The organism is Bosea sp. (in: a-proteobacteria) (genome assembly GCA_023910605.1).
Lineage (GTDB): Bacteria > Pseudomonadota > Alphaproteobacteria > Rhizobiales > Beijerinckiaceae > Allobosea.
Genome location: JAAVVV010000001.1, coordinates 1,567,751 through 1,588,741 on the forward strand (window position 1 = coordinate 1,567,751; position 20,991 = coordinate 1,588,741).

General features: G+C 67.7%; 21 protein-coding genes. 4 read left to right on the forward strand and 17 right to left on the reverse strand.

Features of this window, described 5'->3' with window-relative positions; all coding sequences use genetic code 11:
• Positions 1–117 precede the first annotated feature (117 nt).
• From HEQ16_07615 to HEQ16_07630, 4 genes are all read right to left on the reverse strand, one after another.
• The gene (locus HEQ16_07615) at positions 118–1,497 is read right to left on the reverse strand and encodes an MATE family efflux transporter (GenBank protein ID MCO4053908.1); all 1,380 of its coding nucleotides are present in this window, start codon (positions 1,495–1,497) and stop codon (positions 118–120) included.
• A gap of 17 nt (positions 1,498–1,514) precedes the next feature.
• Positions 1,515–1,697 (reverse strand): hypothetical protein, encoded by a 183-nt coding sequence (locus tag HEQ16_07620; protein ID MCO4053909.1) that lies wholly within the window; start codon positions 1,695–1,697, stop codon positions 1,515–1,517.
• Complete coding sequence (locus HEQ16_07625) at positions 1,679–2,059, reverse strand: hypothetical protein (protein ID MCO4053910.1); 381 nt, start codon at positions 2,057–2,059, stop codon at positions 1,679–1,681. The genes HEQ16_07620 and HEQ16_07625 overlap by 19 nt, the downstream gene beginning before the upstream one ends.
• A gap of 125 nt (positions 2,060–2,184) precedes the next feature.
• Complete coding sequence (locus HEQ16_07630) at positions 2,185–2,805, reverse strand: HAD family phosphatase (protein MCO4053911.1); 621 nt, start codon at positions 2,803–2,805, stop codon at positions 2,185–2,187.
• Between the two features lie 94 nt (positions 2,806–2,899).
• Between HEQ16_07630 and ispH the strand changes: the two genes are divergently transcribed.
• The 3 genes from ispH to rnhA are packed head-to-tail and all read left to right on the forward strand — an operon-like array spanning position 2,900 to position 5,319.
• Positions 2,900–3,892 carry a 4-hydroxy-3-methylbut-2-enyl diphosphate reductase gene (gene ispH, locus HEQ16_07635; protein MCO4053912.1) on the forward strand — a complete coding sequence of 331 codons (993 nt, stop codon included), beginning with the start codon at positions 2,900–2,902 and terminating at the stop codon, positions 3,890–3,892.
• A 3-nt stretch (positions 3,893–3,895) separates the two neighbouring features.
• The gene (locus HEQ16_07640; GenBank protein ID MCO4053913.1) at positions 3,896–4,861 is read left to right on the forward strand and encodes a homoserine kinase; all 966 of its coding nucleotides are present in this window, start codon (positions 3,896–3,898) and stop codon (positions 4,859–4,861) included.
• Entirely contained in the window at positions 4,858–5,319 is a 462-nt protein-coding gene (gene rnhA / locus HEQ16_07645; protein MCO4053914.1) for a ribonuclease HI, read from the forward strand. The genes HEQ16_07640 and rnhA overlap by 4 nt, the downstream gene beginning before the upstream one ends.
• Positions 5,320–5,340: 21 nt before the next feature.
• Here the strand turns inward: rnhA and HEQ16_07650 are convergent, their stop codons facing one another.
• The 6 genes from HEQ16_07650 to HEQ16_07675 all read right to left on the reverse strand — a co-directional run bounded on the left by HEQ16_07650 (position 5,341) and on the right by HEQ16_07675 (position 11,520).
• Positions 5,341–6,774 (reverse strand): GGDEF domain-containing protein, encoded by a 1,434-nt coding sequence (locus HEQ16_07650; protein ID MCO4053915.1) that lies wholly within the window; start codon positions 6,772–6,774, stop codon positions 5,341–5,343.
• A 98-nt stretch (positions 6,775–6,872) separates the two neighbouring features.
• On the reverse strand, positions 6,873–8,198 hold the full coding sequence (locus HEQ16_07655) for an O-antigen ligase family protein (GenBank protein ID MCO4053916.1): 1,326 nt from the start codon (positions 8,196–8,198) through the stop codon (positions 6,873–6,875).
• A complete protein-coding gene (locus HEQ16_07660; GenBank protein MCO4053917.1) occupies positions 8,195–9,445 on the reverse strand; it encodes a hypothetical protein in 1,251 nt (416 codons plus the stop codon). Before HEQ16_07660 ends, HEQ16_07655 begins: the two co-directional genes overlap by 4 nt.
• 105 nt (positions 9,446–9,550) lie before the next feature.
• On the reverse strand, positions 9,551–9,994 hold the full coding sequence (locus HEQ16_07665) for a GNAT family N-acetyltransferase (GenBank protein MCO4053918.1): 444 nt from the start codon (positions 9,992–9,994) through the stop codon (positions 9,551–9,553).
• 35 nt (positions 9,995–10,029) lie between these two features.
• On the reverse strand, positions 10,030–10,524 hold the full coding sequence (locus HEQ16_07670) for a peroxiredoxin (GenBank protein ID MCO4053919.1): 495 nt from the start codon (positions 10,522–10,524) through the stop codon (positions 10,030–10,032).
• Positions 10,525–10,668: 144 nt separating this feature from the next.
• On the reverse strand, positions 10,669–11,520 hold the full coding sequence (locus HEQ16_07675) for a hypothetical protein (GenBank protein MCO4053920.1): 852 nt from the start codon (positions 11,518–11,520) through the stop codon (positions 10,669–10,671).
• A 193-nt stretch (positions 11,521–11,713) separates the two neighbouring features.
• Between HEQ16_07675 and HEQ16_07680 the strand changes: the two genes are divergently transcribed.
• The gene (locus tag HEQ16_07680) at positions 11,714–12,325 is read left to right on the forward strand and encodes a YqgE/AlgH family protein (GenBank protein MCO4053921.1); all 612 of its coding nucleotides are present in this window, start codon (positions 11,714–11,716) and stop codon (positions 12,323–12,325) included.
• A gap of 3 nt (positions 12,326–12,328) precedes the next feature.
• On the opposite strand, the gene HEQ16_07685 is transcribed toward HEQ16_07680, so the two are convergent.
• The 7 genes from HEQ16_07685 to HEQ16_07715 all read right to left on the reverse strand — a co-directional run bounded on the left by HEQ16_07685 (position 12,329) and on the right by HEQ16_07715 (position 20,939).
• The gene (locus HEQ16_07685) at positions 12,329–15,388 is read right to left on the reverse strand and encodes an EAL domain-containing protein (GenBank protein ID MCO4053922.1); all 3,060 of its coding nucleotides are present in this window, start codon (positions 15,386–15,388) and stop codon (positions 12,329–12,331) included.
• Positions 15,357–15,944, reverse strand: a complete 588-nt coding sequence (locus HEQ16_07690; protein MCO4053923.1) for a GNAT family N-acetyltransferase — start codon at positions 15,942–15,944, stop codon at positions 15,357–15,359. The genes HEQ16_07685 and HEQ16_07690 overlap by 32 nt, the downstream gene beginning before the upstream one ends.
• A gap of 27 nt (positions 15,945–15,971) precedes the next feature.
• Positions 15,972–17,318 (reverse strand): insulinase family protein, encoded by a 1,347-nt coding sequence (locus HEQ16_07695; protein MCO4053924.1) that lies wholly within the window; start codon positions 17,316–17,318, stop codon positions 15,972–15,974.
• Positions 17,315–18,730: a threonine synthase gene (locus HEQ16_07700; protein MCO4053925.1), complete on the reverse strand. Its 1,416-nt coding sequence runs from the start codon at positions 18,728–18,730 to the stop codon at positions 17,315–17,317. The genes HEQ16_07695 and HEQ16_07700 overlap by 4 nt, the downstream gene beginning before the upstream one ends.
• Positions 18,731–18,822: 92 nt before the next feature.
• Entirely contained in the window at positions 18,823–19,650 is an 828-nt protein-coding gene (locus HEQ16_07705; GenBank protein ID MCO4053926.1) for an SURF1 family protein, read from the reverse strand.
• A 2-nt stretch (positions 19,651–19,652) separates the two neighbouring features.
• Positions 19,653–20,012, reverse strand: coding sequence for a DUF983 domain-containing protein (locus HEQ16_07710; GenBank protein ID MCO4053927.1), 360 nt, complete (start codon positions 20,010–20,012; stop codon positions 19,653–19,655).
• Between the two features lie 69 nt (positions 20,013–20,081).
• The gene (locus tag HEQ16_07715) at positions 20,082–20,939 is read right to left on the reverse strand and encodes a cytochrome c oxidase subunit 3 (protein ID MCO4053928.1); all 858 of its coding nucleotides are present in this window, start codon (positions 20,937–20,939) and stop codon (positions 20,082–20,084) included.
• Between the last annotated feature and the right edge of the window lie 52 nt (positions 20,940–20,991).

Sequence of the window (20,991 nt, forward strand, 5' to 3'; positions counted from 1 at the left end):
CTCGCGATGTGCGCCGCCCTGATGGCGGCATCGGCCGTTGCACCGCACATGCGCCCGAGCTTAGGGGAGTTTGGCCCAAGTCTCAATCAGGTCTCAATCTCACGTCTCAATCACGTCTCAATCGCCTCTCGATCGCTTCTCGAGCGCCGCCACGGTGCGGAAGGCTACGATGAGCGCGCCGATGCCGAACACGGCGCCGCCTGCGGCCATGCCGATCAGCGCCCCGTGAGGTCCGCCCCACCAGGCGCCGAGCCAGACCAGCGGCAGGGTGCCGAACGTGGCCCGCCCCCAGTTGAAGGCCGTGGAGTAGAGCGGGAAGCCGAGATTGTTGAAGGCGGCGTTGGCCACGAACAGGCCGCCCAGCGTCAGCCACATCGGACCCGAGACGATGGTGAACAGGCTCAGCAGTTCCGCGGTGAGGCCGGTGACCTGGAACAGCGCGACGAGCTGGTTCTGCGCCAGCATCAGGATGAACCAGACCGGCACGACATAGAGCGCGCAGAACAGCGTGGCGTCGCGCATCACCTGCCGCATCCGGTCGAAGCGCCCCGCGCCCCAGTTCTGGCCGAGGATGGGGCCCACCGCCCCGGAGAGCGCGAACAGCACCCCGAAGGCCAGCGGCACGATGCGGTCGATGATCGCGAAGGCAGCGACCGCCTTGTCGCCATATTGCGCCATGGTGGAGGCCACGAAGATATTGGCCATCGGCGTCGCGAGGTTGGTCAGCACGGCGGGCAAGGCGATGAAGCTGCCCAGCCGCATGTCGCTGAACAGATGCGAACGCCTCGGCCAGGCCACGATGTCATGGACGTGCACCGCTCCCCACCAGCCCACCACCACGAAGACGACGCGCGAGACAACGGTCGCCCAGGCCGCGCCATCGGTGCCGAGCCCGGCCCAGAAGATCAGCAACGGGTCCAGCCCGGCGATGACGATCCCGCCCGAGAGCGTCACATACATTGCCTTTTTGGCATCCCCCACGGCGCGCAGCGCGCCGGAAAAGCCCATGCCCAGCGCCATCAGCACATTGGAGGGAATGGCGATGATCAGGAAGCGTTCGGCGACATCCCGCGCCTCGCCCGTGGCGCCAAGGCCCTCCAGCAGCCAGGGCATGGCGGCCAGCATCATCGCGCTCACGACCACCGCCGTGGCCACCATCAGCGCGATGGTGGAGCCCGCGATCTCCCGCGCCCGCTGCCGCTTGCCGGCGCCGATCTCGCGGGAGGCGAGCGCGCTCACCGCGATCAGGAAGCCGATATTGACCGAGGTGGACAGGAACAGGATCAACGTGGCGAAGCCCACGCCCGCTGTCGCGGCCGGCCGCCCGAGCCACGAGACATAGAGCAGCGACAGAAAATCCACGAGGAAGACCGCCATCAGCCCCACCGATCCGGTGGCGGTCATGACGATGACATGGCGCATGGTCGAGCCGCTGACGAACACGGCCTGGGGCCTGGCCTTGGGCGGGCTCGCCTGCGCGGCCTGCCCTGGCAGCATATCGGTCCGGTCGATTCTCAAACGGGCGCTCCTGCGGAGTCCCGCGCGGCGGGCCCGCTGGTGTCGTTGCGGTCCGGCGCTGAATGCCCGACGGCCGCGCGTGTCTCCTCGTTGAGCGCAGCGCCGGCCTTTTTCGGCTGCGCCAGCGGCTCGGGCGTCAAGACCAGCGTCGTGCCGCACATCAGATCGGGCCGCGCCATGATGCCATCCGTGGCCTGGACCTCCAGCCGCTGCAGGTCGCGCTTGCGCACATCGGCGGTGCGATCTCGGCGATATGCCGCGCCGCCTGCCGATCCTTGACACAGACCGCGATCAGCCGCGATGGCTGCAACTCGAACCCGACGATGAACAGCAGCAGGACCACGCCGATTTCCGCCACACCCCGGATCGCGGCTGCATCGGTGACCATGCCCGGCACGAAGGGCCCGATGACGATGCCGGCAGCGAGATAGCCCAGCACCGCGGAGAGACCGAAGCGTCGGAACAGCGGCGCCGCGATCACCGCACCGGCGCAGAAGGTCACGATGGGCGGCAGGAAGCTGGCATGGGATGCGTCGGCCATTGGCGGGGCTTGCTTGCTGGGGTGGGCCCCGACAACCATATGCCGGGGGCCCGCATGAGATAACCCCCGCCGCGCCAAACCGCGAGTCCTCGTCGTGAATTATGATGGCCGCGCAGAACGGCTGCTCAGTCGAGGCAAAGCCCGAGCCCGTTGAGCCTCTGGCGGAGCGATGCGGCTCCAGCATGGACATGGCCATGCAGGCCGGCTGCGATGGCGCCCTCCACATTCTCCGGCCTGTCGTCCGTGAACAAGGCTCGGCCCGGATCCACGCCGAACCGGCCGAGTGCGCGGCGGAAGATCTCCGGGTCAGGCTTCTGTACGCCCATCGCGGCGGAGGTGAGGATGTCGTCGCCGAAGATCGGCCGAAGCTCAGGGAAGAGCTCATCGAGCGCCGCCCCGGTAAGGTGGCCATTATTGGTGAGGATGCCGATCCGCGCCTGCTGCCCGATCCGCGCCGCCAGCGACAGCATGTCGGGCCATGGCGTCATGGCGGCGCGCCGGTTTGCCGTCCAGTCGGCACGCGTGAAGGGCATCCCCAGCCGCGCCGCGAAACCCGTCAGGTAAGCGTCAGCATCGATGTGGCCGGCGTCTGCCTCGTCCTCGAAGCCCGAGTGCCAGATCGCATCCGCGATGGCGTCGGCCGGCCGGCCGCTCAGCCGCGCCAGCTCCGCCACGCGGCCCGGCCAGTCATAGGCGCAGAGCACGTCGTCCATGTCGAAGAGCACGAGGCGGATGGGGGAGGGCATCTGGGACAGTCCGGGCAGGTGAGGGCTTGAGGCGATGCGGCCGTGCTTGACACAATCGCGATTGCGCCGAAAGAAGCGTCCTCCTACATCGCAGATGACGAAGCCGGGGGCGGGACCGCCGACAGCCAACATGAAACCTCGCCTCGACATCCTGCTATGCGCGCCGCGCGGCTTCTGCGCCGGCGTGGTCCGCGCGATCGACGCCGTCGAGCAGGCGCTGAAGCTGCACGGCGCGCCGGTCTATGTGCGCCACGAGATCGTGCACAACAAATATGTCGTGGACGGGCTGCGCAAGAAGGGCGCCGTCTTCGTCAGGGAACTCTCGGAAGTCGCCGACACCTCGCGCCCCGTCATCTTCTCGGCGCATGGCGTGCCGAAATCCGTGCCGGCCGACGCAAGGGAACGGCAGCTCCACGCCATCGACGCCACCTGCCCGCTGGTCACCAAGGTGCACCGTGAAGCCGAGATCCATCACCGCCGCGGCCGGCACATCATCATGGTCGGCCATGCCGGCCACCCGGAAGTGGTGGGCACGATGGGCCAGCTGCCGCCCGGCGCGATCACCCTTGTCGAGACGGTCGAGGATGTGGCGAGGCTTTCCCCGCCCGATCCGGCCGCGCTCGCCTTCGTGACGCAGACGACGCTTTCGGTGGATGACACGGCCGAGATCGTGGCAGCGCTGCAGGCCCGTTTCCCGGCCATGGTCGCCCCCCACAGGGAGGATATCTGTTACGCCACCACCAACCGGCAGGAAGCGGTGAAGGCCGTGGCCCCGCGCGTGGACGGCATGATCGTGGTGGGCTCGCCCAACTCATCCAATTCCCAGCGCCTGCGCGAGGTGGCCGAACGCGCCGGCGCGCGCGTCGCCCATCTCGTGCTGCGCGCCGGGGACATCGACTGGGCCGTGTTCGGCTCGGTCGCCTCGCTCGGCATCACCGCCGGCGCCTCTGCGCCCGAGGTTCTGGTCGAGGAGATCATCGACGCTTTCGCCGCGCGCTATGACGTCAATGTCGAGCAGGTCTCGACCGCCGACGAGAGCGTGTTCTTTCCCCTGCCGCGCGAGCTGCGACCCGTGGCGGCGGATTGATCCATGGCCGTCTACACGGATGTTTCCGACGAGGATCTGGCAGCCTTCGTCGCGCGCTACGACATCGGCGAGCCGATCGCCTTCAAGGGCATAGCCGAGGGCGTCTCCAACTCCAATTTCTTCCTGCAAACGACGAAGGACCGCTTCATCCTCACTGTCTATGAGGCGCGGGCCCCGCGTGAGGACCTGCCCTTCTTCATCGGCCTGATGGACCATCTCGCGGCGCATGGCTTCGATTGCCCGCGCCCGATCCGGATGCGCGATGGCGGGGCGCTGGCCGACATCGCCGGCAAGCCGGCGGCGCTGGTGAGCTATCTGGACGGCATGTCCGTGCGCAAGCCCAGCGCCCAGCATTGCCGCGCCGCGGGCCATGCCATGGCGGCGCTGCATGAGGCAGGGCGCGGCTTTGGCCTGCGCCGGCCCAATCCGCTCTCGGTGTCGGGCTGGCGGCCGCTGGCCGAGGCGAGCGGCGCGCGCGCCGAGCGCATCTCGCCGGGGCTCAGCCAGCGCATCGCCGGGGAGGTGGCCTTCCATGAGGCCAACTGGCCCAGCGGCCTGCCCATCGGCGTGATCCATGCCGACATGTTTCCCGACAACGTGTTCTTCCTGCTCGGCCGCTGCTCGGGCGTGATCGACTTCTACTTCGCGGCCGATGACGCGCTCGCCTTCGATCTCGCCATCGGCCTCAACGCCTGGTGCTTCGAGCCCGACGCCTCGTTCAACCTCACCAAGGGCCGCGCCCTGCTTGCGGGCTATGAGGAAGTCCGCCGGCTGACGGATGCTGAGGTCGCGGCGCTGCCGATGCTGGCGCGCGGGGCAGCGCTGCGCTTTCTGCTGACGCGCACCGTCGACCTGCTCGATGTGCCGGCGGGCGCGCTGGTCAAGCCGCACGACCCCATGCCCTACGACCGGCGCCTCGCCTTTCATCGCCGCATCGGCTCGGCCTCCGAATATGGATTGACGCGATGAGCGATGGCGCAGCTTCCGGCAAGGTCGTCGTCTTCACCGACGGCGCCTGCTCGGGCAATCCTGGCCCCGGTGGATGGGGCGCGATCCTGACCTATGGCGGGGTCGAGAAGGAACTGATGGGCGGGGAGCGGCTCACCACCAACAACCGCATGGAGCTGATGGCCGCGATCAGCGCGCTGGAGGCCATGAAGCGCCCGTGCCGGGTGGAGCTGCACACCGACAGCCAGTATGTGAAGAACGGCATAACCGGCTGGATCCACAACTGGAAGCGCAATGGCTGGCGCACCGCCGACAGGAAGCCCGTCAAGAACGAGGATCTCTGGCGCCGGCTCGATCAGGCGCTGGCCATCCATGCGGTGGATTGGCGCTGGGTGAAGGGGCATGCCGGCCATGACATGAATGAGCGCGCCGATGCCCTGGCGCGCGCCGGCCTCAAGAACGGCCTGGAGGCAGGCTGAGCGGGGCGAACGGCCCGCGCTTCAGCGGCGGCCCGCGCGGGTGGCGAGGCCCGCGCCCTGCATCAGCGCCAGCGCGTCGCTGCTGCCCGCGACCACGCAGTTGCGCCCCGACTTCTTGGCCCGGTAAAGAGCCCCGTCGGCGGCCTGCAGCGCCGCGTCGATGCTCAGGCCCGCGCCCCAGCCGGCCACGCCGAAACTGCAGGTTATCATGGCAGGGCCGACGGATGTGGCCACCGGGCTGACCTGGACACGCACCCGTGCGCGCTCGGCGAACTGCATGGCTTCGTCCAGCCCGTATGGCAGCACGCAGACGAATTCGTCGCCGCCCGGCCGGCCCAGGAAGCCGTCGGCATCGCCTGTCACATCGAGCAGGATCGCGGCCACCTGGCGCAGCACATCGTCGCCCGCGCCGTGGCCATGGCGGTCGTTGATGTGCTTGAACTGGTCGATGTCGACCGCGATCACCGTGCGCTCACAGCCCCTGCGGCTCCATTCGTCGGCTGCGGCGAAGAGGCCGCGGCGGTTGAGCGCGCCCGTCAGCGGATCGGAATGGGCGAGGCCGCGCAGCACGTCGCCCTCATCCTGCTGCCGGCTGATTTCCGAGCGCAGTTGCTGGTGTTCGCGCTCAAGCACCAGGTTGGCGAACTTGAGGGCGGTGATGTCGGCAAGGTGAACCAGCGCGCCGTCGAAGAGCGGCGTGATCTGCGCACGGATGTGCCGGGTCTCGCCGCCCACCTCTCTGGAGAGATCGACATTGGCGGTGTCGCGCCACAGGATCACGTTCTGCAGCGCGGTCCAGACTTCGGCGCCTGACAGCAGCGGCGTCGAGCGCAACAGGGAGCCCTCGCCGGCCTCGTCCATCAGCGCGATGGCGGCCGGATTGAGCGAGATGATCTGCGCATCGGTGAGCATGCCGTCTGCCTGCCGCATGGCCCTGAGCGCCACGATGCCGTCAGGCAGGACGTTGAGCATGGATTGCAGGAAATCCTGCGCGAACTCGCGCGGGCGATTGTAGACGATGAAGGCCGTCGCGCCGTCATCCATGAGCACCGGCAGCACCAGGCCCTCCCAGGTGTGGATCATCGACGCCTTGACGGCGCGGTGGATGGTGAAGAGCGGCGCCTGCGTCTGCGCAGACTCGCGGTACACCGCCTCGAAGAAGCCCTGCTGCGGCCCCTCGAAATCGGCGGTGGTGTGCCCGGTCATGTCGAAGGCCGCGATCTCCGCGATGTCCTGGCCGTAATGGGTGTAGCGGTAGCTGCCGTCGGCGAGAGGCTCCAGCCGCATCAGGTTGCGGGCATAACGCTCGAGGAGCGGCACATCGAAGGCCGCGATGTGCGGCGCCCGGCCACGTCCGACCGTAAGGTAAAGGTCATGTAATTCGGGAATGTCACGCGATTGGGCGCGCAACCGGAAATCCTGACGGTGCACTTCGGCGAACATGTTGTGCGGCACGGACCTGACCACTGTAAAGAACGGGTCTCATGGTGTAGGCTTGGCCCGGTTGAAGAAAACTTAAATAGAAATAACAAATACATCATGTTGCGTTTCGTTTAGCTGCGGCGCGGCTGGTCACGATCCTCAAGTCTGAGCCGGGAGGCCATCCTTAGCCCGAAGACGGCGATCAGCAGCAGGAACCATATCGGATCCGCGCGCCGGAAATAGAACACCTCGAGACACATCCCCAGCGAGATGAACAGCCAGATGGCGAGGCACGCCCCCGCGAAGCGCCGGTTGGCATCGCCCGGCCGGTGGTTGTGATAATCCCACACCGGCTTGAGCAGGAAGATGTAGACCACCAGAACCAGCCCCGGAATGCCCAGGGTCAGCAGCACGTCGAGATAGCCGTTATGGCCATGGATGATGTTCTGCACCTCCCAGGCCAGCTCGAGCTTGGATTCCCCGCGCATGGTGTGGTCGGTCAGCCAGAAGGATTCAAAGCCGAATCCGGTCCATGGCCGCTCCGCCAGCTTCTCGAAGCCGAAGCGCCAGATGTCGAAGCGCCCGGTGAAGCTCGGGTCCTTGAGCAGGGCGCGGTTGAGCTCGGCGATGCCGGGGAAGAGCGCCGAGCCGAGCGTCAGCACGTTGAGCGTCAGGATCGGCCCGAGCAGCAGCCCGGCGCGCACCACAAGGAACGGAATGCGCTCAGCGAGATAGGCGAGGACCAGCGCGATCGGCAGCAGGCCAAGCGAGGTCTTGGAGCGCGTGAGATACAGGAACGTGACCGCCCCGATCAGCAGCACAAGGCCCACCGCACGACGCCCCGAGCGCAGCGCATAGACGCCGATGATGGCGAACGCCGCCATCATCGCCCCGGCTATGTTCTTGTGGGAGAATTGGCCGCGCCAGGAGCCGGCATGCTCTGGCTCGAACGTGTCCACATCGGTGTGGATGGCGATATCGGGCAGCAGCAGCACCCCCGCCCAGGCCACGGCCAGCGTGAGGAGCACCGTGCCGTAGAACAGCCTCTGGAAACGGGCGTAGTCGCGCGGCAGGGCCAGCAGCGACGCCGCCAGGATCATCGCGATGAGCGTGAAGGCCAGCGCCCGGAAGGACGAGCCAATGTCGAGCGCGGGCATGATGCTGACCAGAAGCCAGCCGAGCATGGCGGCATAGGACAGTTGCAGCAGCGGCCTGATCCGGCGCAGATCGCCCAGCGCCAGCCCGATCACGCTGGCGACAGCCAGGGCCGAGAAGGTGATCTGGTTGACCAGATCGGACGTCGCTGCGCCGACCACACCCGGCTGCGGTGGATCATAGGGGCGCGTGGTGACCCACACCGCCAGCAGGATGAGCACGAAGATCGCCTCGCGAAAGCGGTCGGCCACGAGGGCCGGCAAGGCGCCTTGCGGCGAGCGTGCTGCCGCCTGCCAGCTCATGCCTGCGCGCCAGGCCCGTCCCGGGCGGGGCGGCCGGCGCCGATGATGCCAGCAGCGACGATGGCGAGCGTCAGCACCGGCAGCACCGCGATGCGCGCATCCGTCAAGGGGAAGGCGAGCGTGCGGGCGGCCACGCTTCCGATGGCGGCAAGCGCCAGCCCCAGCAGCACCGGCGGGATGGCGCGGGCCTTCGCCCACATCAGCGTGGCCAGCAGCATGGCCAGCATCATCCAGCCCCAGTTTTCCTCACGCAGCATCCGAAGGCTCGACCGCGCGATCGCCGAGGCGTGCACCCGCCAGTCATAGACGAGGGCCGGGCCTGACAGGTTGTCTGGCTGGGCCACGAAGGAGAAGTTGAAATGTGTCCACCAGCCGGGATGGGCAATGCCCGCCTTGGCCAGCATGTAGGCGACCGCCCCGCCCAGCGCCGCAAGCCACGGCCCCGCGCCGACGGTCCGGACCGCGCCTGTCAGCGCCCGGTGGATCGGCTGGCCGGCGAGGAAGGCCGCCAGCGCCCCCCCCGAGACCAGCGCAATCGGCAGGCCGCTCGTGACCACCGCCATGTCTGGGCGGAAGAGCACCGCCAGCACCAGCAGGGCCAGCGCCGGTGCTGGCACGGCCAGTCTTCCGGCGACCGCGATCAGCGCCATGGCAGAGACGCCAAGCGCCGCGACGACGGCATCGGGCGTAACCGTTGTCGCCAGGTCGATCACACGCAGCGCAGCCAGCATGGGCACCGTGAAGCCGATGAGATGCAGGGCCCCGAGCGCATGGAAGCTCCAAAGCAGCATCCCCAGCATGACCAGGATGGCCGCAAGACTGAGCGCGCGCCCGGCCGTGACAATGTCGCCAAACCGCGACAGCACGGACAATGTGGCGATGTAGCCGCCCTTCACCTGATACATGGGCAGCATCGAGACGAAGTTCTCGGCGCTGGCGGCCTGTGCGGCGCGGTAGGGCAGGGAGGATGTCAGCTCATGGAACTGCGTGGGCGACACATGGGCCTGGACCAGCGCATAGGCGCGCCGGTGCAGCGCTGCCGGGTCGGTTTCGCCCTGATGCACCATGACCGAGGCCGCATAGGGCAGGGCGTCCCAGTTCGCGATCGGCCGGGTCAGCGCCATCAGCGTCACCAGCCCGCAGAAGGCGAGATAAAGCAGGACCGAGACCTGACCGGCAAAGCCGAGCCGGGCCGGCGCTCCCGAGCGTGCGTGGAGCGAAGATGCCGTATGCGTGGTATCGGCCACGGCCCCTCCCACCGGAATGCCCATATGAGCGACAAGAATACAGCGGTCGGGGGGGCGGGCCAAGCAACAAAGCCCAAGACCGTTAATCAGAAGGGTTATGCTGCCTCAGAGCACCTTGCGATACTGCACGAAGCCGCTGCGGTCTGCTATGCGGTCGTAAAGTTTCATCGCCTCGGCATTGGACTCGTGCGTCAGCCAGTACACGCGCGAGCAGTCACGCTGGCGCGCGCGCACATAGACCGCCTCGATCAGCGCGCGGCCCACGCCGCCGCCGCGCAGATCGGGGTCAACATAAAGATCCTGAAGGTAGCAGTAATCGCCCACGGTCCAGGTGCTGGGATGGCAGATCCAGTGCACGAGGCCGACCGCGCGCCCGTCGCGACGGGCGAGAAAGCCGCCCATCGCCGTGTTGCCGCCCGTCAGGCGCGCGAAGCTTCTTGCCGTCGTGTCAGCCGCGACGACCGCGTTGTAGAACGCCAGATAGCCCTGCCAGAGCGGTTCCCAGGCGGCCTGGTCGGCCGGCTTGAGGACAGTGATCGTTGTCTGCATCGCGGCAGGTCCGGTTTCGTGAAACTCTGTCCGGCTCAGGCGCCGGCGAGGTCCTTCATCAAGGCTTCCGCGCCGGAAATCTCGGCCTTGCCGGGCGCGTCCTCGATGTTGAGAGAGGCCACCACGCCGTCGCGCACCACCATCGAGAAGCGCTGGAAGCGGGTGCCCAGGCCAAAGCCCGAGCCGTCTAGCTCAAGTCCTGTCGCCTTGGCGAAATCGGCGTTGCCGTCGGAAAGGAACTCGATCTTGTCGCCGGCGCCCGTGTCCCTGGACCAGGCGTTCATCACGAACACGTCGTTCACCGCCACGACCGCGATGGCGTCGATGCCCCTGGCCTTGATCTCGTCGGCCTTGGCGAGGAAACCGGGCAGATGGTTGCGGTGGCATGTGGGCGTGAAGGCGCCCGGCACCGCGAACAGGACGACGCTGCGGCCCGCGAAGATCTCGTCGGTCGTGCGGGCAGCGGGGCCATCGGCGGTCATGACCCGGAACGTGCTCTGCGGCAGCCGGTCGCCAACCTTGATCGTCATGGAACTCTCCTTGAGGCAGTGAAAAAGGTGTGTCGCAGGGGCGAAGCTGGAGCCCGAGGCTGAACCAGCCCGGCCGCGCCCGCCTCATCCCTCTGCCCGCATCATCTCGGATTGACGCGGCCGCGGAACGCCGCGAGCCGATACCTATGGCTTCGTCGGCGACATGTCGAGATCGAACCTGACTTCGGTCGACTCCGGCAGCCCTGTGATCGTCAGCACGACCGGCACCATGCCCACCACGTTCTTGGGCTTGTCGTCCACCGGCACGCGCAGCACGCTCTGCGTCTCCTCGGTGGTGACCACGGACGGGGTTCCGAACAGCCAGCCCTCCGGCCCTTCGAGGAAGACATCCTGCAAGGCGGCGCCGTTCGGCGTGGCGATCGTCACTTCGACCATCTGGCGGCCATTCTCCTTGCGGGTGACCGCGGAGACGAGCCCGACGAGGTCGTCGAGCTTGCCCGGTTCCTTGGCGCGCGGCGCCTGCGCGCGGAAGCGGTTGAGTTCGCCGGTGAGCGCCGTCTCGTTCGCTTCCGGCAGCTTGAGCATGACCTCGGCCTTGACCGGGATGCAGATGGCGTCGCACACGGCATAATCGAGCTTCAGCAGCGCGGTGACGGCCTTGCCGGCTTCGGCAGGCCGGATCAGCGCGGGAAAGATCACGTGGCCCTTGTAGCCAATGGTGGTAAGGCCATGATCTACGAAGCGTTTCGGCGCCGGCCAGCGCACCGAGACCGATCCGAGGTTCTCCGAGCCGCTCCAGTCGAAGATCGGTGGCACGCCTGAATCGCCGGGCTGGCGCCAGTATGTCTTGAAGCCGCTCGCCATGGTTATCTCGACCCCGACGCGATAGGCGCCATCAGGATTGCGCCCACCGGCGATGAGCCGGACCGAGGAGTGACTGGCCCGTGACCATTGCGAGGACACGGCCTCCGGCTGCGCCAGCGCAGGCGCGGCCATCATGAAGCCCAAGGCTAGGCAGAAAAAAGTCAGACGCATGGACGATCTGTTTAGTTGCATTTGATGGCAAAGGCGAGACGCCAGACCAGGCATTTCGAAACAGTGATCCTGCCGTGATCGTCAGGCGCGCGAAGCCGCAGCTTTGTGATGCCCCGCAGGACCGGAAAGAATAATCGCTCGCCAGCTGTTTCGATCCTGTTTATTTTCCGCGCAACTGGGATAGCATGGGCAGATGAGGATCGCGGACGTTTCAAAATCGTCTGGCCGCAGCTATCTCGACGGCCAGTGCCTGATCGCCATGCCCGGCATGCGCGACGAGCGCTTCAAGCGCACGGTTGTCTATGTCTGCGCCCATTCCGATGAAGGGGCGATGGGCCTTGTCATCAATCGTCGCGCGCCGGATGTGCAGCTGTCCGAGCTTCTGCTCCAGCTCGGCATCGTCGAGAACGAGCAGGCGATCCGGCTCCGTCCCTCCGAGGCTGAAGTTCAGGTGCTGCGCGGCGGCCCCGTCGAAACCGGGCGCGGCTTCGTCCTGCACTCGTCGGATTACTTCACCGATGCCTCGACCCTGCCCATCGACGACGGCGTGTGCCTGACCCACACCATCGACGTGCTGCGCGCCATCGCGGTGGGCGACGGGCCACGCCAGGCGGTGCTGGCCCTTGGTTATGCGGGCTGGGGGGCTGGACAGCTCGAACACGAGATTCAGGCCAATGGCTGGCTGCACTGCGATGCCGATGCCGGGCTGCTCTTCGACATCAGCCACGACACCAAGTACCAGCGCGCCTTGTCCAAGCTCGGCATTGATCCGGGGCGGCTCTCCAGCGCCGCCGGCCATGGCTGAGGCTCAGGCGGCCTTTTCGACCGCACCGACCAGACGGCGCGCCTCTTCGCCGCTCATCGCCTCGCCAAAGGCGAAACCTTGCGCATACTGGGCCCCGATCTGGTAAAGTTCGATCGCGTCGGACTCGCTCTCCACCCCCTCGGCCACCACGTCCATGCCGAGGTCCGCCGCCAGCGCCATGATCGAGCGCAGGATCACGGGCTGCTTGCCCTGGGCCATCTGGCGCACGAAGCTCTGGTCGATCTTGATCGTGTCGAAGGGGAAGCGCTCGAGATAGGCGAGGGACGAATAGCCCGTGCCGAAATCATCGAGCGACAGCCCCGCGCCCAGCGCCCTGATGCGTGTGAGCATCTGCGCGGCATATTCGGGGTTCTCCATCACCAGGCTTTCGGTGAGTTCCAGCTTCAGCGTCTGAGGCAGCACGCGGTGGCGCCCCAGCGCCTGCTTCACGTCATGCAGAAGGTCATGGCGCAGAAGCTGGCGGCTGGAGATGTTGACGCTGGCGAAAATCGGCGGGTCCACATCCAGCGCCGCCTGCCAGGCGGAAAGCTCCCGTGCGGTGCGCTCCAGCACGAAGGCGCCCAGCTCCACGATAAGCCCGGTCTCCTCCGCCACGGGGATGAACACCTGCGGGTTGATGCGTCCTTCCTTGGGGTGGTCCCAGCGCAGCAGCGCCTCGAACCCTGCGATGGTGCGGTCCTCCAGCCGGACGATGGGCTGGAAAAACACCTTCATCTCGCCCCGCTCGATGGCGCGGCGCAGGTCGCTCTCCAGAGCCAGCCTGTCATTGCGGTCGGTGCGCATGGTCGGCCGGAAGATCTCGATGCGGTCCCCGCCCTGGCGCTTGGCGTGGACCATGGCGAGCTCGGCATTCTTCATGACGTCGTCGCGCTTGATGGCCACCGCCCCGTCATAGAAGGCGACGCCGATCGAGGCAGTGAGGAAGATCTCCCGCTCGGACTGGGTGATCGGCGTATTGACCGCGCGGCGGATCAGTTCAGTCAGCTGGTTCAGCCGCTCATGCTCGCGCTCGGAGAGGATGATCATCGCGAATTCGTCGCTCGCCACCCGCGCCAGCGTATCCTGGGGCCTCAGGATCCGCGCGAGCCGGCGCGCCACCGTCAGCAGGATGGAATCGCCCGCCGACATGCCCACCGATTCATTGACCGCCTTGAAGCGGTCCATGTCGATGAAGATGACGGTGGGCTGGATGCCCTCATCCTGCCGCGCCAGCGCCAGCGCCGCGTCCAGCCGGTCCTGGAAGAGCTGCCGGTTTGGCAGGCCGGTGAGCTTGTCATGCACGGCGTCATGCATCAGGCGCTCCTGCGCCATCCGATCGTCGGTCACGTCGCAGATGGTGCCGACGATGCGGATCACCTCGCCATCCGAGCCCGTGATGGGGCGGGCTTTCACCTGATGCCACTGATAGGGGCCATTGGCGGCGCGCAGGCGGATGTCGAGATTGATCTTGCCGCGCCGGTGCTCGATCAGCCCGGCCAGCGTCATCCGCCAGGAATCGCGGTCGGCGGGATGCAGGTGGTCCAGCCAGCGCCCCGCCTGGCCTTCGAGCGTCCCGCGCGAGAGCCCGAGCGAGGCTTCCAGCTCCGGGGAGACATGCACCTTGTCGGAGACCACGTCCCAGTCGAACACGACGTCGCCCGAGCCGGTCAGCGCCAGCGCCTTGCGCTCGGAATCGGTGATGACCCCGGCCGCCATGCCGCCGCCGGCGATGGCATGCTGCAGCACGGTGAAGCCGATCAGGATGACAATGAGCACCAGCCCGCCGATGAGGGCAGCAGGCACGAGATCGCGCGTCAGTTGCCCCGCCACGGTGAAGCCGGCCGCAGCCACCCAGACGCTCAGCACGAACCAGGTGGGGATCAGCATGATGGCCCGGTCATAGCCATGGCTGGCCAGATGCAGCACCAGCACAAAGCCGATCGCCGCGACCGCCGCGATCGACATGCGGGCCACGCCGGACGCCACTGGCGGATCGACCACCGCGAGCGCGATCAGCCCAGCCAGCCCGATCAGCCAGGCGGCGGTGATGTGCCCATAGCGCACATGCCAGCGCGCGAGGTTGAGATAGGCGAAGAGGAAGACCAGCAAGGTCGCCGCCAGCACGGCCTCCGCGCCAGCCCGATAGATGCGCTCCGCCGAGGGCGACAGCGGGAATATGCGCTGGAAAAAGCCGAAGTCGAGCCCTGCATAGGCGAGAACCGCCCAGGCCAGCGCCGCCGAAGCCGGAAAGATCACTGCGCCCTTGACCACGAAGGTGATCGTGAGGAACAGCGCCACCAGCCCGGCGATGCCGATGATGATGCCCTTGTAGAGCGTCAGGCCGTTCAGCTTTTCGCGATAGGCGTCGGGTTCCCAGAGGTAGAGCTGCGGCAGACGGTTGGAATTGAGCTCGGCCACGAAGGTGATGGTGGCCCCCGGATCAAGCGTGATGAGGAAGACATCGGCCTCCGTGCTGTCCTCCCGCTCGGGCCTGAGGCCCTGGCTCGCGGTCACCGCCTCGATGCGCGAGGAGCCGAGGTCGGGCCAGATCACGCCAGAGCCGATCAGCCGGTGGAAAGGCGCGACCAGAAGCCGGTCGATCTGCTCGTCGCTGTCGTTCTTGAGCGCGAACACGATCCAGTCCGGCCGCGATCCGGCCTCGCGGGCGCGCACGGCGATGCGGCGCACGATGCCGTCTGCGCCGGGGGCGGTCGAGATCTGGATCACGTCGCCATCGGAGCGGTTGCGCGTCACCGTCTCCGTCAGGTCCAGCGCCGGCACGTCCACCGGCACCCGCACCGCCTCCACGGCGGCCGCGCCCTGCACGAAGGCGACCAGCGCCAGCAGGCTCAGCAGACACGTCCTGAGGAGGCTCAAGAGGGGCACGGGCGGGTTGGAACCTGCTATCTTGGGGGGACGGCGCGGCGTCCTGTCTGGATGATGGTGGCGACAACTGCTAATCAGCGCCAGTGGCGAGGGCAAGGCAGGGCCGCCGAGCCCGGTGGATAAGCCGCGACGGCGATCACCGCTCTCACCGGCGCGGGTCCGAGGCCAGCAGCGCATAGAGCAGGTGATCCTCCCATCGGCCGGCGATGCACAGATACTGCCGCGCGAAGCCCTCGCGCTGGAAGCCGACCCGTTCGAGCAGGGTGCGCGAGCGGTCATTTGACGGCAGGCAGGCGGCCTCGATGCGCCGCAGGTGCAGATCCTCGAAGGCATGGCGCGTCACGGCCTTCACCGCGCGGGTCATGTAGCCTTGCCCGGCATGGGGCTCGCCGATCCAGTAGCCCATGGTGCAGGCCTGGGCCACGCCCCGCCTCACCAGCCCGAGCGTGAGGCCGCCCACCAGCGCCTGGTCCTGCATGCGGAAGATGAGGAAGGCATAGGCCTCGTCCGCATCACCTTCGGCGGCCGCGCGCTTCACCCGCTGGCGGAAGGCGCGGCGCGTCAGGTCGTCCTCGCTCCAGATCGGCTCCCACGGCTCGAGGAAGGCCCGGCTGCGCGCCCTCAGCGCCGCCCATTCCTCGAAATCGTCCATGATGGGATGGCGCAGCATCACTCCGTCGCCCTTGAGGACTGCTCTCGGTGTGGTGTCGGCGGTGAAGCGGAACAGGGCCATGCGCTGGGTAGCGTCCTCGTGGTCGATTCAATGTGCGCCAGAAGCCGTCAGATCCGCAAGTTTCAAGTCTGCGGCCTTGATCTTCGGCCCGACCATGGCAAGCGTTGGCGGCGAGGCGAGCACGTCGAGCGCGGCCGCGCGCACATCCTGCGCCGTCACCGCGTCGATGCGCGCCGCGATCTCGTCGCGCGGGATGACGCGCCCGAAGGTCAGCACCTGGCGCGCCAGCTGCTCCACGCGGCCGCCCGGCGTTTCCAGCGCGCCGAGCAGGCCCACCTTCATCTGCGCCCGCGCGCGCTGCACCTCGGCCTCGCTCACGCTCTGGCCCGCATCGCGCAGGCAGTGCATGCACACCCGCACCAGTTCCGGAATGTCCTTGGGCGCCGTGCCGGCGCCGATGCCGAAGACCCCGGCATCGGTGAAGGCCCAATGGAACGCGTCGATGGCATAGGCGAGGCCGCGCGTCTCGCGCACCTCCTGAAACAGCCGCGACGAAAGGCCGCCGCCCATCACGGTCGCCAAAACCTGGAGCGCATGATGCTCGCCGCCGGTGAAGGGCTGCCCCCTGAATCCGAGCACGAGATGGCTCTGGTCGGTGCGCGCCACGCGCCGCACCTCCCCGCCCGTGTAGAGCGCGCGATGGGCCTGGTCCGAGGCCGATGCGCCCGCCGGAGCAAGGAGCCCGGCAGGCAGGGGCGCAAAGGCGGCGCTGGCCAGCGCCACGAGCCGATCATGGTCCACCGCGCCGCAGGCGGCGATGACCATGCGCCCGGCGGTGTAATGCCCGGCAAGATAGGCGCGGATCGCATCGGCATCGAAGCCCTGCACCGTTTCCGGCGTGCCGAGGATGGCGCGGCCGAGCGGCTGTTCGGCGAAGCCGCGCGCCAGGAACAGGTCGTAGACGAGATCGTCCGGCGTATCCTCCACCGCCGCCAGTTCCTGCAGGATCACGCCCTTCTCGCGGGCCAGTTCCTCCGCCGCGAAGCTGGAGTTGAGCAGGATGTCGGCCAGGATGTCGATGGCGAGGGTAAGGTCCTCTTCCAGCGTGCGTGCGGTGTAGCAGGTGTATTCGATGCTCGTGGCGGCGTTGATGTCGCCGCCCACGGCCTCGATCTCCTCGGCGATCTGCCGCGCCGAGCGCCGCGCCGTGCCCTTGAAGGCCATATGCTCTAGCAGGTGCGCCAGCCCGTGCTGCCCCGCCGCCTCATGGCGGGAGCCGGCGCTGATCCACACGCCCAGCGACACGGTGGAGGCATGGTTCATGCGCTCGGACACGATCCGCAGCCCCGAAGGCAGGGTGGTGATCGTCACGCCTTCGTCGCCGGGCATGATCAGCCCGGGCGCAGCCGCCGGAAGGGTGAGCTTGGCGCTCATGCCGCCACCGAGCGCACGGCGCGGGCCTGGCTGCGGATGAAGCGCTCGACATCGCCCTGCGCATTGGGCAGGCGCGTGAACAGCTCCTTGCGCTCCAGCAGGTCGGACAGATGCGCCGGCAGGGCGGGGTGGACGCCGGAGGCTGCGCGCACGGCGTCGGGAAACTTGGCCGGGTGCGCGGTGCCCAGCACCACCATCGGCGTGCGCGGGTCCGCTGCGAGTCCCTGCCTTGCCGCATCGACGCCGATCGCCGTGTGCGGATCGAGCAGGTAGCCCGCCTGCCGCCAGACGGAGGCGATTTCGCCGGCCGTCGCGGCCTCGCTCACCGCCACCGCATCGAACTCGCCGCGAATGGCCTCGAGCGGCCCTGGCTCCACCTCGAAACGCTTCGACTGGGCGAGGTTGCCCATCATGCGCCTGATGGCGACGCCGTCGCGTCCATGCGCCTCGAACAGCAGGCGCTCGAAGTTGGACGATACCTGGATGTCCATCGACGGCGATGTGGTCGGCGTCACGCCCGTGGCCTGGTAGGCGCCCGTGCGCACGGTGCGCACCAGGATGTCATTGACGTTCGTCGCCACAACCAGCCGCTCGATCGGCAAGCCCATGCGCTTGGCGACCCAGCCTGCCAGCACGTCGCCGAAATTGCCGGTCGGCACCGAGAACGACACCGGCCGGCCGGGCGCCCCCAGTGAAACGGCGGCGGTGAAGTAGTAGACGACCTGCGCTGCGATGCGGCCCCAGTTGATCGAGTTGACGCCCGACAGGCGCATCTCGTCGCGGAAGGCCTGATGGTTGAACATCGCCTTCACAAGCGCCTGGCAGTCGTCGAAATCGCCATCGATGGCGAGGGCGTGGACATTGGGCGCGTCCACGGTGGTCATCTGCCGGCGCTGCACCTCGGAGACCCGGCCGTGGGGATAGAGGATGAAGATGTCGACCTGGCTGAGGCCGCGGAAGGCCTCGATCGCCGCTCCGCCCGTGTCGCCCGAGGTCGCGCCAACGATTGTCGCGCGCTGGCCCCGCTCGGTGAGCACATGGTCCATCATGCGCCCGAGCAGCTGCATCGCCACGTCCTTGAAGGCCAGCGTGGGGCCGTGGAACAGCTCCTGCACGAAGAGATTGTCGCCGATCTGCACGAGCGGACACACTGCCGGATGGCGGAAGCTGGCATAGGCCGCGTCGATCATGCCATCGAGCGCCGCTTGCGGGATCTCCCCGCCCACCAGAGCGCCCATCACGGTCTTTGCGACGCTGGCGTAGGACTGGCCGGCAAAGCCTGCGATCTCGTCCTGGCTGAGGCGCGGATAGCTCTCGGGCACGTACAGACCGCCATCGCGCGCCAGCCCCGCCAACAGCGCGTCGCAGAAGGAAAGGGCGGGGGCCTCGCCCCGCGTGGAGATGTGCAGCACGGCGGAAATCCTCGGCGCGTGATCAAGGGCCAATGGTGGAATGGGGCTGTCCTATAGGCGTAAACGCCCCCGCGCGCCAGATTGACGTAGCGTCATGGCTTGTCGCTGCCCGGCGCCGGCATCGCCCGCCCCGCGCGGATGAAGGCGATGAAGACGCCGGCCAGCGCGGCCGCAAGCCCGAACCAGGTTAGGGCGTATTGCAGATGGTTGTTCGGCACGCGCCTGATCAGCTCCGCGATGTCGGTGCCGACCGGCGGGATCATCGCATCGCCCGAGCGCTCCGCCTCGATCAGGAAGGGTGCGGCCCTGACGTTGAGCGCAGCTGCGATTGTCGCCGGATCGCGCGTGTGGAAATCGCGCTGCGCGGGGTCCGGGGGCGGCGTGAAGCTGTTGGAGGCTTCGGGCTTGCGCAGGATGCCGATGACCTGCGCCCGCCCGGTCGGGGCCGGCAGCGCGGCGTGCATCTCCTCGGGCGCAAAGCCGCGGTTCACCAGCACCACCGCGCCATTGTCGAGGCGCATGGCTGTGATGAGATAGCGGCCGAAGCCGCCCAGCCGCCGCTCGCCCGGCTGCGGCGCGCCCATCGCCACACGCACCGTGGCGCTGGCCTGGGGCAGCCACACGCCGCTGGCCGTGACCCGGGAAAGATCGGCGCGGTCCAGGTTGAGCGTCGGCCACAGCGCAGGCTCCGGCAGTTGCGCAGGGGCCACGCTGCGCTGGGCGGCCAGCCGGTCAAGGAAGGCGCGCTTCTCGCCCATGCGCTGCAATTGCCAGAAGCCGAGACCGCACAGGATGACGATCGATAGCGCGGCGAGGACGGTGAGCAGCAGGAGCGAAGCCGGCCGCGCCAGGGCGCTGGCTGCGCCAGGCGCTTTGGCGCGTCCCGCAGCGCGTTTGGTCTTGCGTGCGGCCTTCGCCATGCTCAGCGCTCCACCCGGCCCTCACCGGCGTCGCGCGCATATTGCAGGGCGATGGCGAGGCCCTTCATGGGTCTGAGCAGGCTCAGGCACAGCGCGACGGCAAGCGGGACCCAGATCGCCATATGCACCCAGAACGGCGGCTCATAGGCCATTTCCAGCGCCAGGACGCCGCCGATGATGGCGAAGCCCGCGATGAACATGATGATGACGGCGGGGCCATCGGCTGAATCGGCGAAGCCAAGATCAAGCCCGCACGCCGCGCAGGATGGGCGCACGGTGAGAAAGCCGCTCAGGATCCTGCCCTCGCCGCAGCGTGGACAGCGGCAGGCGAGGCCGGCGGAAAAGGGCGAGGGCGTTGCCATGGCAGTGCTCCGGTTCCCCAATGAAAAAGGGGCGGCCCAGGCCGCCCCGTTGTCCTCGTATGGTCCGGCTCAGTGGCCAGCGGCGGCGCCCGCGCCCCAGACATAGATCGCGGCGAACAGGAACAGCCACACCACGTCCACGAAGTGCCAGTACCAGGCGGCGAACTCGAAGCCGAGATGCTGCTTGGGCGTGAAGTGGCCGAGATAGGCGCGGTACAGGCACACCGCCAGGAAGATCGTGCCGATCACCACATGCGCGCCATGGAAGCCGGTGGCCATGTAGAAGGTCGAGCCATAGACGTGGCCCGAGAAGGTGAAGGCGGCGTGCGAATACTCGTAGACCTGGCAGACCGTGAAGAGAACGCCCAGGATAACGGTCAGCCACAGCGCCTGCTTCAGGCCCTTGCGGTCATCATGCAGCATCGCGTGGTGCGCCCAGGTCACCGTGGTGCCCGAGGTCAGCAGGATCAGCGTGTTGAGAAGCGGCAGGTGCCACGGATCGAAGGTCTCGATGCCCTTGGGCGGCCAGACCCCGCCCGTGAAATCAGCACGGGCGTATTGCTGCGCCTCGCCGGCGAACAGTGCGACATCGAAATAGGCCCAGAACCAGGCCACGAAGAACATCACCTCGGAGGCGATGAACATCATCATGCCATAGCGGTGATGGATCTGCACCACGCGGGTGTGGTGGCCCTGATGCTCGGCCTCGCGCGTCACGTCCACCCACCAGGCGAACATGGTGTAGAGCACGCCCAGCACCCCTGCGCCGAGCACCAGCGGCCCGATCTTCATGCCCGCGGGAGCCATGCCCTTCATGGTCATCACCATGCCGGTCGCCATCACGAAGGCGGCGAACGCGCCGATCAACGGCCACGGGCTCGGATCGACGAGGTGATAATCGTGGTTCTTGGTGGTCCCGCTGGCCATCGCAGCCCTCTTCCTGGTCGTGGGTCTCGGTCTCGTGATCTCAGTCTATAGC

What these genes read in the sequence shown, in the direction of transcription:
- HEQ16_07615 (MCO4053908.1), bottom strand. Translation starts at nt 1,497, where the DNA reads ATGCTGCCAGGGCAGGCCGCGCAGGCGAGCCCGCCCAAGGCCAGGCCC.
- HEQ16_07620 (MCO4053909.1), bottom strand. Translation starts at nt 1,697, where the DNA reads ATGGCGCGGCCCGATCTGATGTGCGGCACGACGCTGGTCTTGACGCCC.
- HEQ16_07625 (MCO4053910.1), bottom strand. Translation starts at nt 2,059, where the DNA reads ATGGCCGACGCATCCCATGCCAGCTTCCTGCCGCCCATCGTGACCTTC.
- HEQ16_07630 (MCO4053911.1), bottom strand. Translation starts at nt 2,805, where the DNA reads ATGCCCTCCCCCATCCGCCTCGTGCTCTTCGACATGGACGACGTGCTC.
- ispH (MCO4053912.1), top strand. Translation starts at nt 2,900, where the DNA reads ATGACGAAGCCGGGGGCGGGACCGCCGACAGCCAACATGAAACCTCGC.
- HEQ16_07640 (MCO4053913.1), top strand. Translation starts at nt 3,896, where the DNA reads ATGGCCGTCTACACGGATGTTTCCGACGAGGATCTGGCAGCCTTCGTC.
- rnhA (MCO4053914.1), top strand. Translation starts at nt 4,858, where the DNA reads ATGAGCGATGGCGCAGCTTCCGGCAAGGTCGTCGTCTTCACCGACGGC.
- HEQ16_07655 (MCO4053916.1), bottom strand. Translation starts at nt 8,198, where the DNA reads ATGAGCTGGCAGGCGGCAGCACGCTCGCCGCAAGGCGCCTTGCCGGCC.
- HEQ16_07665 (MCO4053918.1), bottom strand. Translation starts at nt 9,994, where the DNA reads ATGCAGACAACGATCACTGTCCTCAAGCCGGCCGACCAGGCCGCCTGG.
- HEQ16_07670 (MCO4053919.1), bottom strand. Translation starts at nt 10,524, where the DNA reads ATGACGATCAAGGTTGGCGACCGGCTGCCGCAGAGCACGTTCCGGGTC.
- HEQ16_07675 (MCO4053920.1), bottom strand. Translation starts at nt 11,520, where the DNA reads ATGCGTCTGACTTTTTTCTGCCTAGCCTTGGGCTTCATGATGGCCGCG.
- HEQ16_07680 (MCO4053921.1), top strand. Translation starts at nt 11,714, where the DNA reads ATGAGGATCGCGGACGTTTCAAAATCGTCTGGCCGCAGCTATCTCGAC.
- HEQ16_07685 (MCO4053922.1), bottom strand. Translation starts at nt 15,388, where the DNA reads ATGCGCTGCTGGCCTCGGACCCGCGCCGGTGAGAGCGGTGATCGCCGT.
- HEQ16_07690 (MCO4053923.1), bottom strand. Translation starts at nt 15,944, where the DNA reads ATGGCCCTGTTCCGCTTCACCGCCGACACCACACCGAGAGCAGTCCTC.
- HEQ16_07695 (MCO4053924.1), bottom strand. Translation starts at nt 17,318, where the DNA reads ATGAGCGCCAAGCTCACCCTTCCGGCGGCTGCGCCCGGGCTGATCATG.
- HEQ16_07705 (MCO4053926.1), bottom strand. Translation starts at nt 19,650, where the DNA reads ATGGCGAAGGCCGCACGCAAGACCAAACGCGCTGCGGGACGCGCCAAA.
- HEQ16_07710 (MCO4053927.1), bottom strand. Translation starts at nt 20,012, where the DNA reads ATGGCAACGCCCTCGCCCTTTTCCGCCGGCCTCGCCTGCCGCTGTCCA.
- HEQ16_07715 (MCO4053928.1), bottom strand. Translation starts at nt 20,939, where the DNA reads ATGGCCAGCGGGACCACCAAGAACCACGATTATCACCTCGTCGATCCG.